This is a genomic window from Fibrella forsythiae, from assembly GCF_017353175.1.
Lineage (GTDB): Bacteria > Bacteroidota > Bacteroidia > Cytophagales > Spirosomataceae > Fibrella > Fibrella forsythiae.
Genome location: NZ_JAFMYW010000001.1, coordinates 972,988 through 989,971, shown reverse-complemented (window position 1 = coordinate 989,971; position 16,984 = coordinate 972,988). Strand labels below are relative to the sequence as shown.

At 54.1% G+C, this 16,984-nt stretch carries 12 protein-coding genes; 4 read left to right on the top strand and 8 right to left on the bottom strand.

All coding sequences use genetic code 11. From position 1 onward, the window contains the following. The first annotated feature begins 244 nt into the window (after positions 1 to 244). Both J2I46_RS04700 and J2I46_RS04695 read left to right on the top strand, forming a co-directional pair. Positions 245 to 2,434 carry an ice-binding family protein gene (locus J2I46_RS04700; RefSeq protein WP_207327764.1) on the top strand — a complete coding sequence of 730 codons (2,190 nt, stop codon included), beginning with the start codon at positions 245 to 247 and terminating at the stop codon, positions 2,432 to 2,434. A 99-nt stretch (positions 2,435 to 2,533) separates the two neighbouring features. After that, positions 2,534 to 3,268: a sterol desaturase family protein gene (locus J2I46_RS04695; RefSeq protein ID WP_207327763.1), complete on the top strand. Its 735-nt coding sequence runs from the start codon at positions 2,534 to 2,536 to the stop codon at positions 3,266 to 3,268. Between the two features lie 78 nt (positions 3,269 to 3,346). Here J2I46_RS04695 and J2I46_RS04690 read toward each other — a convergent pair whose 3' ends face one another. From J2I46_RS04690 to J2I46_RS04655, 8 genes are all read right to left on the bottom strand, one after another. Next, complete coding sequence (locus J2I46_RS04690; protein WP_207327762.1) at positions 3,347 to 3,736, bottom strand: iron chaperone; 390 nt, start codon at positions 3,734 to 3,736, stop codon at positions 3,347 to 3,349. Positions 3,737 to 3,817: 81 nt separating this feature from the next. Continuing rightward, a complete protein-coding gene (locus tag J2I46_RS04685) occupies positions 3,818 to 6,034 on the bottom strand; it encodes a penicillin acylase family protein (RefSeq protein ID WP_207327761.1) in 2,217 nt (738 codons plus the stop codon). 56 nt (positions 6,035 to 6,090) lie between these two features. Continuing rightward, on the bottom strand, positions 6,091 to 7,668 hold the full coding sequence (locus tag J2I46_RS04680) for an amidase (protein ID WP_207327760.1): 1,578 nt from the start codon (positions 7,666 to 7,668) through the stop codon (positions 6,091 to 6,093). Between the two features lie 315 nt (positions 7,669 to 7,983). Continuing rightward, entirely contained in the window at positions 7,984 to 9,216 is a 1,233-nt protein-coding gene (locus J2I46_RS04675; protein WP_207327759.1) for an MFS transporter, read from the bottom strand. A 105-nt stretch (positions 9,217 to 9,321) separates the two neighbouring features. After that, on the bottom strand, positions 9,322 to 10,623 hold the full coding sequence (locus J2I46_RS04670; protein WP_207327758.1) for a Gfo/Idh/MocA family protein: 1,302 nt from the start codon (positions 10,621 to 10,623) through the stop codon (positions 9,322 to 9,324). 203 nt (positions 10,624 to 10,826) lie between these two features. Continuing rightward, positions 10,827 to 11,615, bottom strand: a complete 789-nt coding sequence (locus J2I46_RS04665) for a 3-ketoacyl-ACP reductase (protein WP_207327757.1) — start codon at positions 11,613 to 11,615, stop codon at positions 10,827 to 10,829. Further along, complete coding sequence (locus J2I46_RS04660) at positions 11,612 to 13,057, bottom strand: oxidoreductase (protein ID WP_207327756.1); 1,446 nt, start codon at positions 13,055 to 13,057, stop codon at positions 11,612 to 11,614. The genes J2I46_RS04665 and J2I46_RS04660 overlap by 4 nt, the downstream gene beginning before the upstream one ends. Positions 13,058 to 13,096: 39 nt before the next feature. Then, positions 13,097 to 14,539, bottom strand: coding sequence for a glycoside hydrolase family 88 protein (locus J2I46_RS04655; RefSeq protein ID WP_207327755.1), 1,443 nt, complete (start codon positions 14,537 to 14,539; stop codon positions 13,097 to 13,099). A gap of 195 nt (positions 14,540 to 14,734) precedes the next feature. On the opposite strand from J2I46_RS04655, the gene J2I46_RS04650 reads away from it, so the two are divergent. Then, a complete protein-coding gene (locus J2I46_RS04650) occupies positions 14,735 to 15,307 on the top strand; it encodes a DUF2911 domain-containing protein (RefSeq protein ID WP_207327754.1) in 573 nt (190 codons plus the stop codon). 258 nt (positions 15,308 to 15,565) lie between these two features. Beyond that, positions 15,566 to 16,978, top strand: a complete 1,413-nt coding sequence (locus tag J2I46_RS04645) for a TolC family protein (RefSeq protein ID WP_207327753.1) — start codon at positions 15,566 to 15,568, stop codon at positions 16,976 to 16,978. Positions 16,979 to 16,984 lie beyond the last annotated feature (6 nt).

Sequence of the window (16,984 nt, the reverse complement as noted above, 5' to 3'; positions counted from 1 at the left end):
AGGGCTTCCGCCTCACTATATGCCATTTCCGGTATGTAGTGTCCACCCAATTGATTCGATCATCTTGCCACCCCGTAGCTGACAAACCCCGGCGGTTGCCTGCCTGGTTACTGACTGCTTTTTACTGCTTCAGGCGCAGCCTTTACAACAACCGATGCCCAGGCTATATGGATGGGAGCATCAACCAGTTACAAGCCAATACATCTCATCACAGTAAGCGCTCTGCTTGCCAACTTATGCACTCATGAAGAAAGGACTATTCACTTTAGTCGCCTATGTTCTTTTACTGGCTTTGCCCATTGCCTCCGTTGGGCAGGCAATCAATCTGGGCACTGCCTCCACATTTGCCCTCTTTACGGCAAATGGTGCGTTCAATACCACGGGGGCGGCCGTGGTAACGGGCGACGTTGGTACGAGCTTAGGGGCTTTCAACGCGTTTCCGCCAGGGTCAGTTACCGGTCAGATTCGTTTGCCGGGCAGTACGCAGGCGAACCAGGCAGCGCTGGATGTGGTGGCGGCTTACAACGATCTGACGTCGATTACCTGCAGCACCTTGATCAGCCCCATTCTTGGAAATGGCCAGACACTGACCGCGGGTGTTTACTGCCAGACAACAGCCGCGGCATCATCCTTAGAGGGTACATTGACCCTGAATGGGCCGGGTACGTATATAATCAAGCTCAACAGCGCCCTCACTACTGCCGCCGGATCGACCATCAACCTAACGAATGGAGCCTGCATCAATGACGTTTATTTTCAGGTGAATGGTGCCGTAGCCCTCGGCGAAGGCGCTGTGTTCAGAGGGACGCTACTGGTAAACGGAGCCATCAGCCTGCTTGCCGGTGCCACCCTGGAAGGGCGCGCGCTGTCGATTGCCGGTGCAATTTCCGTTAGCAACAACGCGGTGACAGCCTATGCCCAGACAATGGCCGTTGCCGTTACTGCGGGCAGCTGCACCAGTGCAACCAACACCTACGATCTTACAGGCACGGTGTCGCTCACGGCGGCAGTGGCAGGTACGTTGATCATCACCGATGGCAGTAGTTCAACAACTGTATCAATCACCACGGGTCAGCCGTCGGCTACGTTTGGTCTTTCGGGGCTTCTTTCAGGAACAGAAACGCATACCGTTACCGTGACAGGCCCCGGCTGTAGTTCAGCGGTGATCACGTATAATGCGCCAACTTCCTGCACAACGGCGGCCCCGACCTCAGCTACATTAATGGGGTCGGTATACGTAGATAACAATGCCAATAACGTTCGTGACGGTGGCGATACACCCATTGCAGGTGTATCGGTCACGCTGCTGAACAGTAGCAGTTTGGCCGTTGCATCAATAACGACCGGGCCATCAGGTACGTATAGCTTCACGGGATTGACTATCGGCCAGCCTTACTCAGTCAGTTTCTCAACCCCGGCCGGCTATTCGATCGCCACACCTGCCGGTAGCATTACTGGTCCACTGACAGTACCCTCTGGAGCAACCGTTGCCATTGTTGATGCCGGTTACCGATTCCTTTCACCAGCAGTAACCCTGGGTCTGTTCGTCGATCGCTCCATTGCCAGAGTGGGTAACGTGCTCACATACACGATCGTGGTGACGAATTCAGGTAATGGCCCGGCTGCCAATGTCGTTGTGCGTGATTCAACATCGGCGGGTCTTAGTTACGTACCCAATTCTGTGATCGTTCCCGTTGGGACGACCTTTACTCAGGGAACGCCCGGAAACTGGATTATTCCCAGTCTCGCTGCCGGACAAAGCCTTAGTCTGACGTTTCAAGCTGTGGTCAACGGGGCAGGTATTTTGTATAATACGGCCAGTATTCCCGGCGATACGCTTCGGGTTTGTACGTCTATTCCCGTCAAGCTTTGCCCCGGTGACCAGTATATCCTGTCAGTGCCGGCCGGAAGTGCCAGTTATCGCTGGTTTAAAGATGGTGTACTAATCCAGGGCCAGATAACCAACGAATTAACGGTCAGCGCACCCGGTTCCTACAGCCTAGGCATTGACAACGTGGGCGGCCAGTGCCCCAATTTCTCTTGTTGTCCGTTTATCGTAGAAGCAGATACTTTACCTGTGTTTGCAGCAGCGGCCATTCCCGCTACCTGCGTCAGTAATACCGCGCAATCGAACGGGCAGATCGTGTTGAGTGGGTTCAACGCCAGCCATACGTATCAATATTCACTCGGCACCACCTTCGACTCGACCAACGCAGTAGCTGGTACAGCCCAGCCAATTCCTGCCAATGGACTCATTGCGAGTATGCTGGCGAATCCGGTGGTGGCGCAGGCGTATACGATTCGCGTAACGAACATCGCAGGCTGTTACACCGACGTAACCGTTATGCTCATGCCAACCGTCTGTACCTGCCCAACAGACGTCTGTGTGCCAATCGTTATTCGGAAAACAAAAGGTGTTGCTGTAGCTCGGTAGTGAGCGTACGAAATTGATATCCGTCAATTTTCAGGAGTTGAGTACGCCGTTGCTTTGGGGGTGTTCCATGGTGGCTCGCCACCTTATCGCTCCATAGCTATGTTATACATCATTTTCGGCGTTTTTGCCTGCTGTTTCGTACTCGAACGTTTGATACCCGGCTGGAAGCTTCCAGACGTACCTACCTGGACAATTCGTGTGCTGGCGATCAACTTCGTTCAATTGATCGTCGTGGTGCTTGCGGGTTTCACCTGGGAGAAATGGCTATCGGCCTATTCCGTATTTCACCTGTCTGAAGCCGTTGACAACGTACCTGGTGGAGCTGCGCTGGGGGGCGTAATCGCGTATGTGATTGCTACATTTATCTTTTACTGGTGGCATCGGTGGCGGCACACCGTCGATTTTCTATGGACGCATTTCCATCAGATTCATCATAGTCCGCAACGGCTCGAAGTGATCACGTCGTTCTACAAGCATCCGCTCGAGATGACGGTCAACTCCATCATTGGTAGCCTGCTGGTATACACTTTGCTCGGTCTGAATGCCGAAGCAGGCGCGATTTATACACTCTGCACGGCGCTCGGCGAGTTCTTTTATCATACCAACGTGAAGACGCCGCAATGGGTCGGGTATATTTTCCAGCGGCCCGAGATGCATCGTATTCACCACGAGTACGAAAAGCATACGAGCAACTACGGCGACATCGTGTGGTGGGATATGCTATTCGGCACCTATCAGAACCCGAAGGAATTCACGTCTACCTGCGGCTTCGATCAGGAAAAAGAACTTCGTCTCGGCGACATGCTCCGTTTCCGCGACGTACACAGCAAGTGAACCAAGTTGATGGTACACGGATTGGGCGGATTGACCTCTACGTAAGAAAATCTGTATCCGCCCAATCCGCATTCCTATTCACTTCCGCGTACTCTTTTTCGCCAACGATTTTGCCAGGTTTTCCTGTACTCTGAATTTGACGATGCGGGTGATCAGGTCGATGGGAAGCGGCTTGTCTAGGGGAAACTGGACCGTGCCTTTCGCGCAATTGTAAGCTGATAATTCGTCTTTGAAAGCCGTAATTCCCGAAGGTGTTGGGTAAAATCCGATATGGTTTTTGTAGCCCGCGAAATAGACCAGTTTGCCATCCAACATAAACGCAGGCATCTGGTAGCTGATCGTTTCTACCGCCTCCGGAGCTGCTTCTCTGATCGCCTGCCTTAGTTCTTCCAGCAGGTACTGAACAGCCTCGGGGAAATCATACAGGTATTCGTCGATAGTTTTTGGGGTGGGGGCACCTGCCTTCATACGTTCTAATAGAGATAAGTTGTGGCGTTCTTAGCAAAAGGCACAAACAACTTATCTCTAATAGGTTATACCCGACAAAGCCTATTTTTCGCCCGGATGATAGGTCTTCTCCACGTGCTTCTGCACATCTTCGGGGTAGAACAGTACGTCTTTAAATTTCCCTTCACAGTAAAGCGGAGCCTGGTCGGTAAAGTGTTTTTCGCCGGGGCGGCTGCTTTGTCCCCCCGTCACCACCGAACGAGCTTTTACGCGGTTACCAAACTCAACCACGGCCACGAAACTGTTGCCGACGCTACCATACCGTTTTTTCGTGCCTGGGTACGTTTTCGCTGCAAAAGCCGCCAGCGAGCCCCAGGCCGACGAGGTGAACCCCACGGGAATACTCGGCTGATTATCATCGTAGGTTTCCTGCGTCTTACCCGTCAGGCGCTGGTAGCGGTTGATTTCGCCCCAGGGTGTTTTCCAGGTACCAAAGTCGCGGGTCAGATCTTTCAGTACATCAGCCAGCGCAGTTACTTTCTCCTGCGCCGACGTTTTTTCGTTGGTAAACGCACTAAGACCCAGGTTATCGAACCGCTGGTCGGCAGCGGCACGGCTACGGGCCAGGCGCTGAATTTTTTCGCCCCACATAATCGCCAGCGTTTGCCCGATCGAAGCCTTTCCGTAGTTTTTGTCCCAGACTTTCAATACCTGAATCGCTTCAATAAGGTCGTTTGACTGATTGACTGCATCGCCCGAAACGGTCTGATACGCATTGAGCAGAGGCGGCAGCAGATCGTCGAACGCGGCCAGGTGCGGATCGTTGGCGGCCGCAATCAGCGTATCGAGCGTGAATATGGCTTTATGACTAAGCACCCTGTCGGCGTTAATGCCCCGATAGTTTTCGGCGTCGGGTGCCATATAGGTGGGGTACCTCTTTGGGTTGGGGCTGCTGGTTCCCGACACGGTAAAGGGCGTTGAATTGCAGTTCTGAATCCAGCCGGAAGCCGGGTTACGTACCTGCACGATATCATCGATCGAGTGCAGTCCCTTCCAGTCAGTCTCCGGGTTGCTGCCATCAACGGGCTGATCCCAGTTGAATTTAGGGTCGCGGCGGGGCATGAAGTTGCCATGCCAGTAGGCAATCGTCCCGTTCCGATCAGCGAAAACCGTGTTGTTTGAGGCGTTCCCGTTCAGCTTCATCACCTCTTTGTAGCTCGCGTAGTCGGTTGCTTTTGTGCGCAAATACGATTGCGAAAGAGCGTTCAGGGGCGTGTTCATCATGTCAATGGCGATCCATTTCCCATCTTTCTCGCCCGCAATAGGGCCGTGCTGTGTGAAATACATCGTGAACTCCCTGTACTGAATTCCGTTGCCCGATTTGTAAGGCAGGCGCACTTTCTGCGTCCGAACGGGCTTGAGCGTCACACCGTGTTTGTAGTAAAGGTCATTGCCTTTCTTCTCGATAGTTTCCAGATACTCGTCCATCGAATCGGCGTAACTCGACGTGTGCATCCAGCCACAATTTTCGTTGAAGCCCTGATAGACAAAGAATTGTCCCCAGGTAACGGCGCCGTACGCATTTAACCCCGCCTGACTGACCATGTGTACTTCCGATCGGAAGTAGAACGACGTATGCGGGTTGATCAGCAGCAGGGCATTCTTCGTTGCGCTCTTCGACGGCGCGATGGCAAACCCGTTCGAGCCGATGGATTCACGCTCGTAATGGTCGATATTGCTGTTAAACGACGTCGATTTACGCTGTTCATAAAACGCCTTCAGTCGCTCGATAGGCACCACGCTGATATTCCCGCCGATGCTGCCTTCGCTGAACAAGAGTGGCATCCAGGGCTGGAAACGTTTGATGAGCTTTGGCGTCACGGCCGGATGAGTGTGGAGGTAGTAGTTGGCACCGTCGGCAAAGGCATCCAGTAGCTGTTTCATCCAGACCGGGCTTTTCTTGTAAATGGCCATGGCCTGTGTAGAGTCCATAAACAGCCGGGCCCGCAGGTCATGGTACAATGCTGACTCGCCTTCGATCTCGGCCAATCGACCAATCGAGGTGATGTAGTTTTCTTCAACCCGGCCAAAATCATCTTCGCATTGCGTGAATAGAAGGCCAAACACCGCGTCGGCATCTGTCTTACCGTAAATATGAGGTACACCCCAGGTATCGCGGGTAATGGTAACCTGTTTTGCCCGTTGCTGCCAGCGCGCAATCTCAGCTTTGGTAAACGCCTGCCCGTTTACTTTATTGAAACTCAAGAAAAGGATGAGGCTTACGGCTAAGCACACCGACCGCGATGTAAAGCGATTCATTGAAAGGTAGTTATGATGAAATGAGGATAATGCTGGGTACGTTTCCCAAAATACACTTACTGCCCAAGTGCCACAAACCGTTTCGGAGCCCTTCGGTGAAGCGTTGCCTGTTCGTAGCTGTAGGTCAGCTTTATCAGGGTTGGCTCGTCGAATAACCGGCCCAAAAACTGAAGGCCTGCGGGCAAGTTGCCGGTGGTGTAGCCCATCGGGATGGTGAACGCAGGCAGGCCCGTGGCAGGGGCAATCAGCTGACTGTTATCGCCTTTGTAACCTTTGGCGTCGCCAACCAGCGCGGGGGGGTAATTCCAGCTTGGGTAAATGAGGGCGTCAACCTTGAGCCGATTCATTTCCGCTTCAATGCCTTTGCGGTACGCGATTCGGAGCGGGTCGGTGAACGCATCGCCACAGGGAATTTCAGGATGAACAGCCCGGCCCGAATGCGTTTGCTGGTCTTTCAACCTATTACGAACAATATCGGAATAGCCGCCCACGCGGATGATGTCTTCCAGCGTTTTCAGCGTGTCCCGCTTCACGAACGTCCGCAGGTACGTCTCCACATCGGCCCGAAAGTCGGCGCACCACTGGTTGGCGCGTAACGAATCGAAATCAGGAATAGTCACGTCGATCACTGTTGCCCCGGCGCGGGTCAGATCGGCCACGGCTTTATCAAACAGCGCTTTGATCTCGGGGTGAATATTCGTCTCCGTCAGTTGTCGCATCACACCGATCCGGGCGCCTTTTAGCCCATCTTTCTTCAGAAACTGGGTATACGTTTTGGGTACGTGTCCCTGACTGTTTTTGGTGATCGGATCATGCGGATCATAACCGGCCGTTACCTCCAGCAGGCGAACGGCATCTTCGACCGTGCGACACATCGGTCCGCCCACGTCATTGCGCGTATACAACGGGATAATGCCGTATCGGCTTACCAGTCCGAGCGACGTACGGAAGCCTGCCAGCGCGTTATGCGACGATGGGCCACGGATTGAATTACCGGTGTCAGACCCCAGTCCAACTGTTCCCAGATTGGCCGCTACCGCCGCTGCCGTTCCGCCACTCGATCCCGCCGGTACGTAGGCCAGGTTATACGGATTCAGCGTTTCGCCCCCCATTGAACTCTGCGAGTGCATCGGCGTAAACGCCCATTCGGCCATGTTCGATTTGGCCAGCACAATCGCCCCGGCTTCCTTCAGTTTCTGAACCTGCCACGCATCCTCACCAGGCACAAATCCCTTCAGGGCAATGGAGCCGCCGGTTGTCTGCAACCCTTTCGTATTGAAATTGTCTTTCACAATCACCGGAATACCGTGTAGTGGCCGTAGTTTCCCGGTTTTCCGAAACTCAGCGTCCAGCGCCCGAGCTGTAGCGATAGCTTGGGGGTTGATGAGGATAATTGAGTTGAGTTTGGTAGGTTGGTCATACGTCTGAATGCGCTCCAGGTACGCCCCAACCAGTTGTTCGCTCGTTAATGAACCCGTACGAAAAGCCTTGTGAATAGCGCTGATCGTGGTTTCAACCAGTTCGAATCTGGTCGCTGATACTGCTTTCGTTTGGGCTGAAACAAATTGTGGCGGCAGTACACCGGCAAGTAAGAAACAGACAAGGAATGAAAAGTAACGAAGGGCTACGTGCATACAGAGACTTGCGAGCGATGAAGTTGTCTGGTAAAAATAGCCTTTCCTGCTTCAACTCAGCCACATCCGTGCACTAGAACACTCGTTTCTTTGGCTTCTGCATGAATAAACCAAAGAAACGAGTGTTCTGGCGAACGGTGTCAGCTCTCTGAATGGTCGTTTTTCTGCCGGCGGCACTCAGGGGTTCACGTTTGGGCAGTCAGTGTAAGTCCGGGCTTCTGAAAAAGGAACACCGTCGGCATGCCGAATAGGGCACGTTCAACAGAGTTGCCCGCCTTGTCAGGCCCGGTGGCCCATCGATGGGTGGCTGTCTGTTCATGCTTCAAGATAATCCATGTCCTTCGAGAAGGTTTCCTCCAGGAACTGCAGGGCCAGCAGCGAGCAGAGCACAATCATGGTTCCGATCAGGAGCGGACCGTACGTTAAACCCAGCGATGGTTTCAGACCCACGAACAGCCAAGTAAGCGGTACGGTAGCTCCCCGCACGAAATTGGGTACCGACGTAGCCACGGTTGCGCGAACGTTTGTGCCGAACAACTCAGCGGCCAGGATGATGAACAACGTCCAGTAGCCGTTGCAGAAACCCAGGCAGGCACACAGCGCATAAAACTGTGTGGTACTGCTGACTGGCAGACATAGATAGGCTATCATCGTAAGAAACGATAGCAGCATAAACAGCCGGATTGCTTTCTTCCGGCTTTGCCACCGCTGACTGACGAGCCCGCTCACGATATCGCCAAACGACTGCCCGGCAAAGGCAAGCATGACCGCTTTCCCGGCTACGATCGGTTCAACGAGACCGGCATTTCGGCCAAATTCCGGCGAGAAGGTGATCAGAATGCCGACCACAAACCAGAGCGGAACCCCCACCACAATAGCCAGCAGGTACTTTTTCAGGCTTTCGGCATTCGTAATCAACTTCAGAAAATTACCCCGTTCCAACTGCTGACTCTTCAGGTTTTCAAATAACCCGGACTCAAACACGTTGACCCTCAGAACAAGCAGTAGCAGCCCGAGGCCGCCGCCCACATAATATGACATCCGCCAGGCAAACTGGTCAGCCACGAAGTAGGCAGTAATGCCGCCCAGTACGCCCATTGTAGCCACCAGTACAGACCCATAGCTACGTAATTGTTTCGGCAGAATTTCGGCAACCACCGTGATACCAGCGCCTAACTCGCCAGCCAGACCAATGCCCGCGATAAATCGAAGGGCGGCATACTGGCTCAGGTTGGTAACCAATCCATTAGCGATATTGGCGAGCGAATACATAAGGATTGAACCGAAAAGTACGGATAACCGCCCCCGTTTATCGCCCAGAATACCCCACAGAACGCCGCCAATCACCAATCCGGCCAGCTGCATATTGAGCAGAAAAACGCCTTCGGGCAACAACTGTTCGCCCGTTACACCCAACGCTTTCAGACTCGGTACCCGCACGACGCTGAACAAAAACAAGTCGTACATATCAACGAAATAACCAAGAGCAGCTACTAAGACCGGTAACTGAAATAAATACTGACGCGACGAGGCAGGCGTAGAAATCATGGAGTTAGGATGCTGGATATTGGTCGTTGGCTATTGGCTGATTGACTTGAGAACCAGAAGCTGCTTAAGTCAATTAGCCAATAGCCAACACCCGGTCTTTGCTAATTAAACGTTCGTTGGAATCACGTAAGGGGCTCTGTATTTGCGGGTAAGCATGGCGTTCGCCTGTTTGTCGCCCACAAACATTTCTTTCTGCGGATCGAAATCGAGGGTGCGGCCCAGGCGATAGGCGATGTTGCCAAGGTGCGCCAGCGACGAGGCCAGGTGCGCCGTTTCAACGGGGCCGTTCAGCATTTTCTTGTCTCTGGCCCGCGCGGCATCGGTGAAGTTCTTGTAGTGGTCGCCGCCCGCATTTCGGGCTGGGCCCGGTTCGCGGTTACGGCCCAGGTACGTCTTGTAATCGTTGTATCCGTTGATGACCATATAGCCCTTGTCGCCGTAGAAAATATTGCCTACTTCAACACCATCTTCTTTATTGGTCATCCAGGGACGTACCTCGAACTCAATGATCTTGCCCTGTTTCGGATAATGGTAGGTCGATGTCAGCACTTCGGGCGTCTCCTTGCAATCATTCCAAAGAAATTTCCCCCCTGCCGACGTGATTTTTTCGGGCAGGCCCACGTCGAGCCCCCACATGCAGAGGTCGGTTTCGTGAATACCCTGGTTGCCGATATCGCCGTTGCCGTAGTCCCAGAACCAATGCCAGTTATAGTGTACGTAGTTCTTGCTGAACTCCCGTGCCTGGGCTGGTCCCTGCCATAAATCCCAGTTCAACCCTTCCGGTACGGGCGAATTACCCAGGTTGCCAATGTCGGCCCGCCATTTATAGACGGTACCGCGCGCCATGTACACTTTACCAATAAGGCCGTCGCGCAGGTGTTTGATCGCTTCCTGAATGGCCACCGAACTCCGTAGCTGCACGCCATGCTGCACAATCCGGTTGTATTTGGCCGCGGCCTCGATCAGCTTCCGCCCTTCGAACAGGTTGTGGCAACCCGGTTTCTCCACATACACATCTTTCCCCGCCTGACAGGCCCAGATCGCGGCCAGCGCATGCCAGTGGTTGGGCGTGGCAATGCTTACGGCGTCGATGTCTTTATCGTCGTAGACCTTCCGCAGGTCCTGCTCCATCTTCACTTTCTTCTTGAATTTTTCCTCAAAGTCTGAGGCTGATTTCCGGAGCACCACGTCATCAACATCGCAGAGGGTAGCGATCTCCACGTTATCTATTTTCGAGAAGCCCGAAATGTGGTCTTTCCCCCGGCCGTTCAGGCCGATAACGGCGATTCGCAGGCGGTCATTAGCGCCAAAAGCACTACTCGGAATAAGGGTGGGAAGCCCTAAAACAGCCGCGCCAGTGGCCGCGGTCTGAATGAACTTCCGACGGGAAAAAGAAGCGTTTTCCATAAGAAAGATAAAGGAGTTATTGTTAGGAATAGGGACTTGAACTGTATCTGTTTCAGGTGGGGTGTTGCTGGTTGCGTGTGTTGCCGACGCCCGGTTGAAGGGCCTGAAGAAACAGCATTACGCGAGCAGGTGATTACCCGCAGGCAACTCCTGTTACTTAATCGAAAAAGGGACCTAAACTACTCTGAACCAACCGCTAAAATTCACAGGCGGGAAAGCGTCAGCCCGCCATCGACCATAAAAACCTGACCGGTTGAATACGGGAATCCACCCTCGGCGATAGCGGCCACGGCCCGGCCAACGTCATCGGGTAAGCCCCAGCGCGGTTGCACCGTCAGGCCATCAGCAATGAGTGTGTCGTATTTGGCTGTTACACCCGCCGTCATGTCGGTCTTGATGATTCCCGGACGTACCTCATAAACCGGAATCCCGAACTCGCCCAGTCGCACGGCGAATAGTTGGGTTGCCATGCTCAGACCCGCTTTTGAAATACAGTAATCGCCCCGATTAACGGAGGCGACCGTGGCCGATATAGACGAAACCGTTATGATACCTGCCTGAAAACCGGCATCCTCTTTCTTTTGCCGAATCATCCAGTTCGCTACTGCCTGCGTCAGAAAATAAGCGCCTTTCAGATTGACGTTCAGCAGTTGATCGAAGCTTTCTTCGGTGGCTTCCAGAATATCGGCACGTACCTGCGGCGCAATACCCGCATTGTTGACCAGCAGCGTCAACTGACCAAACCGGTCGTTGATCCTGGCCAGCATAGTGGCACGGGAAGCGGCGTCGGCAATGCTTCCCTGACAATAAATCACCTCGGTGCCAAACTGCCGTAACGTACCCAGCACATCCGTAACGGCCGATTCGTCGCGAACGCCGTTGATGGCGAGGTCGAACCCTTTTCTGGCGAGGTGTTCGGCAATGCCAAGGCCAATGCCCCGGCTGCTTCCCGTAACGAAAGCTACGGGGCGGGTACGTTCCGACTGTTTCACAGGCTCTCCTTGATAGCTTTTAACTGTTCAGCCTCCGGCAACTTCTTATACAGTGGGTCAAGCGGATAACAGCCGGAGACGAGGCCGTTGCGGGGTGCGGTGGTGCAATCGGAAAACGTTCGGCAGATGTGATTACGCACCAGCGACCGGCCAGCGATCATGTCGGCGGGCATCGTGGGGTAGGAGAGTACCATCCGGCCGAAACCGACACTGTCGGCCATGCCGTTGCGTAGCACGTACTGAGCTACGTTGGGTAGCCATTCCTGCAAGTAGGAGTAGCCTGATCCGATGATGACCAACGCCGGAAACGCCTTTTTCAACTCGCTGGTCACGTCGATTTGCCGCTTCACACCCAGCAGCGGATCTTCGGGCGGTAAATAGCCGTCAGATGGAGGAAACAGGGCCGGGCGCATCAGATGCGGATTGTAATAAGGACTGCCACCCGTGATGCAGATCAGCTGGATGCCCAGCGACTGGGCCAGGTCGAGGAATGCTTTCGGCTCGTTCAGGTCGATGTCTAATCCGGTTTGCTGCCCGCCAAATGCATACGGGTAGGCATCGGTTAGTTCGGGTTCACCAACGTCGTTCAGCCCTTTTTTAAACGGCAGCAAATCGAATGCACTCAGCCGAATTCCCATTTCCAGGCCTGGCGCCGACTGCCTGATGCCAGCAACGATGGTCTGAAGAAACCGGGTACGATTCTCGAAGCTGCCGCCGTAGTTGCCGGCTCTGTTTACGGCACTCAGGAACTCGTGGCCCAGATAACCGTGGCAATGTTTTATGTCAACAAAGTCGAAACCAGCCTGTTGCGCCAGCACAGCCGCATCCACGTATTTCTGAATAATGCCGTCGATATCCTCGTCGGTCAGCGTTGGATACTCGGCATTCATCCCAAATTTCTGATTGAGGTACGGATGCGAATACAGGATCTGTGATTCGAATTTCTTGTGGCTGTTTGGTTTGCAAAACCGGCCCGAGTGGGTCAGTTGAAGGCCAATCACCAGATCATCGGTACGACCGAATTGCTCCCTATGCTTATCCAGAATAAGCAGCCGAAGTTTGGTCAGTTCACCAATTGTGTCGGCGTTGATCACTAATTGGTTTGGGTTTGCTTTCCCCTCGTGGCAAACGGCTACGGCTTCGCACCCAAACAGCAGTTTGGCGCCGCTCTCGGCAAATTTCAGCCAGCGTTTCCGGGTAAAATCAGTCGGCTTCCCATCCAATGTTCCGTCCCAGCCCTCCATTGGTAAAATACACAGGCTGTTGCCAATCGTCTTCCCGGATTTCAACTGAATCGGTCGACCAAACGGACTTTCATCGGGTGGCAACAGCGTCTCGTCGAAGGCCAGATCCACCCCGTTCGTTTTCAGGTACGTTGTCAAATCCGAGGCCGTTTTAATCTGGGCCATCCGGGTGTACTTTGGTTTGTATTTACCACTCATGCTTAAAAAGGGAGGTTCAGGAAGGGTAGGGAAAGCAGCTTATACGCAGTTGAAAAACAGGTAATATGGTGCCTGGTCAATGGCTCGCTGGACGTACAGGGCTGCTTCCCGAATGTGGTAATCGCCCCACATACTCGACTCGCCGTAGGGGATTTTGCTTCCCCGGGGTACGTAGTCCCAGCCATTGGGCCGATGGTAGATTGAGTGCAGCAACAGGCCCTGGTGCTGCGGGTCGGTGCTGAGGTAAGGTTCGTCGAGCAACGTACCCAGCACGGTCAGACCGGCTTGCCAGTAGGTCTGGCCTGCCTGCCAGTTGGTTTGTCCCAACAACCCAACGTCGGGCACCTGGTCGGGATTTGTCCGTTGCTTGTTCATCAGGTAATTACCTAGTCGCAGCAAACCCTGCGCGGCAATGGCGGCGGCAGAGCTATCCACCGGTTCATGGTCGTTGACCGGTTTAGCGGGACGGTCCAGGTAGTCGCCGAGTTTATGGAGGTTCGGCGCGCCGGTGTCCCAGTAGGGAACGCCATCGGTCGGTGTGTTTGCAATGTAAAAGTCGCAGGTAGCGCGGGCGGCTTTGAGCATCATCGCCTCCAGGGCCTCACGTCCGCCCAGACCAGCCAGTTCATCATCATGAATGGTTGCCAGCGCTTCGAGTTCTTCGGCAAACCCACACATGGCCCAGGCCAGGCCGCGTGTCCAGGTGCTGAAACCGGTGTAGCCCTGCTGCGAATTCGGACAACGGTAATTTCCGTCAGTGACGTTAAAAATGCTTTCATGGGCGGTACGTCCCCACACATCGTAGGAGTCGCGCCCTTCACCGTAATACACCGAAAAATCGGCGGTAGCTTTGATGTGGAGCAGTGCCCGTTCCAGCAAATTGATGCGCACATCGCCTTCACCCTGGAATGTATGGCCAAGTAAGTAGCTGATAACCAGTGATCGGCAGGATCGAATTGTATCGACAAACAGGGAATGCGGCCCATTGAAGGAGTGTATGAAGCCGGCGGGTGTCCCTGCTCTTTCCCGCGTCGGTGTCCAGCGGTTTGCCTGTACGGCCCCCGACACTTTAAGCGCTAGCTCGTAGAAGTTCTTTTCCCACTCGTTGTACGGAATCTTACCTTCCCGCATCAGCCTGAGCAAGTTTCCGTAGGTACTGACGTTGTTGAAGCCGTGGTCGTGCACACCCACATGACTGACGTGAGGAGCCATACATTCAATTGTTCGCTGGCGACCCAGTTCGAGGAACTCATCCTGGCCGGTTGCATCGAACTGGAGAATAGCCGAACCATATTGAAAGCCCTGCGTCCACTCGGTCCAGCCGCGGGTGGTGTAGCGGCCTTGCATCGTGAAAACGGGAGACCCGTTGCTGATGTCATACTGCTGCTCGATGAGGTTGATTTTTTGCGCAGAGAGCGCCCAGAATCGCTGGAGTTTTGAGGATAAGTCAGCCGGTTTAATGGAAGGGTTGACGTGAATCATGCGGGATTGACGAATGGAATGTAGCGCAGCTTGTGCCACTCGAAGCTGAAAAACAGCATTTAGCTACATTCTACTTTCAGGCGGGCCGTTCGTACTATTTCATCCCGTTATAGGGCCGGTAATCCACCAGGGTTGGTAGTCGATTGGTTTGGAATAAGCTACTTTTGCACGTTAGTTAAGTCACTGAAAACAAACATGAAACAGACTGTTCTACTTTTTGGCTTGTTCCTGCTGGTCCTGACCGGGGCATCGGCCCAATCCTTTCGTGCGCTCGATAAATCACCCATGGATATGGCCTATTACCCGGACGATTACGCACATGATCGCAAGTTTGCCCCCGCCAAAGTGGGTAACGACAAGCTGGCTGCCCGCGTCACCTACACTCGCCCCGCGAAGAATGGGCGTGAGGTATTTGGCAAGCTGGTTCCCTACGGTAAGGTGTGGCGGGCCGGTGCGAACGAAGCGCCAGAGGTCAAATTCTATCAGGACGTAACGATTGGGGGCAAGAAAATTCCAGCCGGGAGTTACGCGTTGCTGACCATTCCGAACGAAACCGAGTGGACAATCATTCTCAGCACTGACCTCGACCAGTGGGGTGCCTACAGCTACAACCAGGCGCTCGACGTGCTCCGCGTGAACGTACCTGTACAGAAAGCAGACACGCCAATCGAGAACTTCTCGATCCAGTTTGCCAAAAAAGATGCCCAAACCGCTACGATGTATATGGGTTGGGATACTACGATGATAGCCGTGCCAGTGGGCCTGTAGGCGCTGCAATCTACTGTTCGTTCAACTGCTTCCTGACGCTGTGTATGCATGGCGTTGGGAAGCAGTTTTGGTGTTAGGCTGCGTTGCGAGTCAGGCATTCCGACTACGCCGGTTCGCCGCCCCGATCCCCATTATTTCGCCGGAAAAGTACCCCGATGCCTTCACTGGCAGCGGCTTTCCCAAATGTTTCCAGAATTGACTTCGTGTTTTGTCGACAGGTATCCGTGAGCCAGACCAAAGCCGGGTACGTTGTTTCTGATGAATCACTTACGTCGCGTATGTCGCTTCGGTCGGCAATCAGCAATCGGACCGTTGCTCGTGGGGATGGGCGTACTAGCGATGCCTGCCTGCGGGCAATCGATAACGCTGAACCAGGTGCTGGAGCAGAGTGTTCGGCAGTATCCGTTTCTGCGCGCTAAACAGGCCGAAATCAGCAGTAGCCAAAGCCGCCTGAAAGGAGCACGTATTGAGTTTCTGCCCAGCCTGATTGTGCAGGACCAATACACCTATTCGACCAGTAACGCCGTGAACGGGTCTTTTTTCCCGAACGAAGGAACGGCCATTTCTACGTCGGGGGGTATCCGGTCGCAGAACTATTACCAGCCTGCGCCCGGCAGTTATACCAGTGCCGTCATTGAATGGCGGGCCATCACTTTCGGGCGTATCAAAGCGAATGTGTCGCTGGCCAGGGCCGAGGTGCAACGTGCTCAGGCCGACTACGAAAACGAGCTGTTTCAGCATCAGGTACGTACCATCGACGCTTATCTGCTGCTGCTGATCAACCAGAAACTGGTGCAGATTCAGGAGCGGAACCTGGAACGTGCCCAAACGTTCAAACGCGTGGTTGACTCGGGCGTTCGGTCGGGTATGCGGGCGGGGGTCGATAGTTCGCTGGCCGGTGCCGAGGCCGTTCGGGCGCGGTTGCTCCTGCTGGAAAGTCAGCAGAATGAGCGGGTGCAGCGGCTCCGGCTGTCGGAGTTCACGGGGCAGTTGCAACCCGGCATGCAGGTTGACAGCCTGGGCTTTTACTCTAAACTGCCAACTCATCCGTCTGGCACGGACTCTGTCTCGGCGAAAAATCCGGTGCTGCGTCTGTTTCAATCTCAGATTACCCTATCATCGGCTCGCAGTCTGGCTACGCAACGGACCATGTTCCCCACGATCTCGCTGCTGGGGTCGGGCTGGGCGCGGGGGTCGGGCTTTGCCAATCAGGGCGATGTGTACCGGCCCAATCTGGCGATGGGCTTTGGGTACCAGGCCTATAATTATCTCTTCGGCGTGGTGGCCCGCTGGAATCTGACCAACATACTGCGTGTAAAGCAGGATTATCAAGGCGACCAGTATCAGGTCGAGCGTTTCCGACAACTGTTCAACGAGCAGCAACTCCGTGTCAATCGCCAGTTGCAGGAAGCCGACCTGCAATATCAGGTGGCGTTGGAGCAGGCCCGCCAAACGCCCATTCAACTGCAGGCCGCCCGGCAGGCCTACAATCAGGCAAACGCCCGCTACCAAAGTGGCCTGACCGATTTACCCACCTTACTGCAAAGCGTGCTGACGCTCAACCGCGCCGAGGTGGATGGGTACGTTGCTGCGAGCAATGTGTGGCGCTACCTGCTGTTGAAGGCTGCTGCCGAAGGTGATCTGTCTTTATTCACGAATCAGGCTAACTAACTGGTT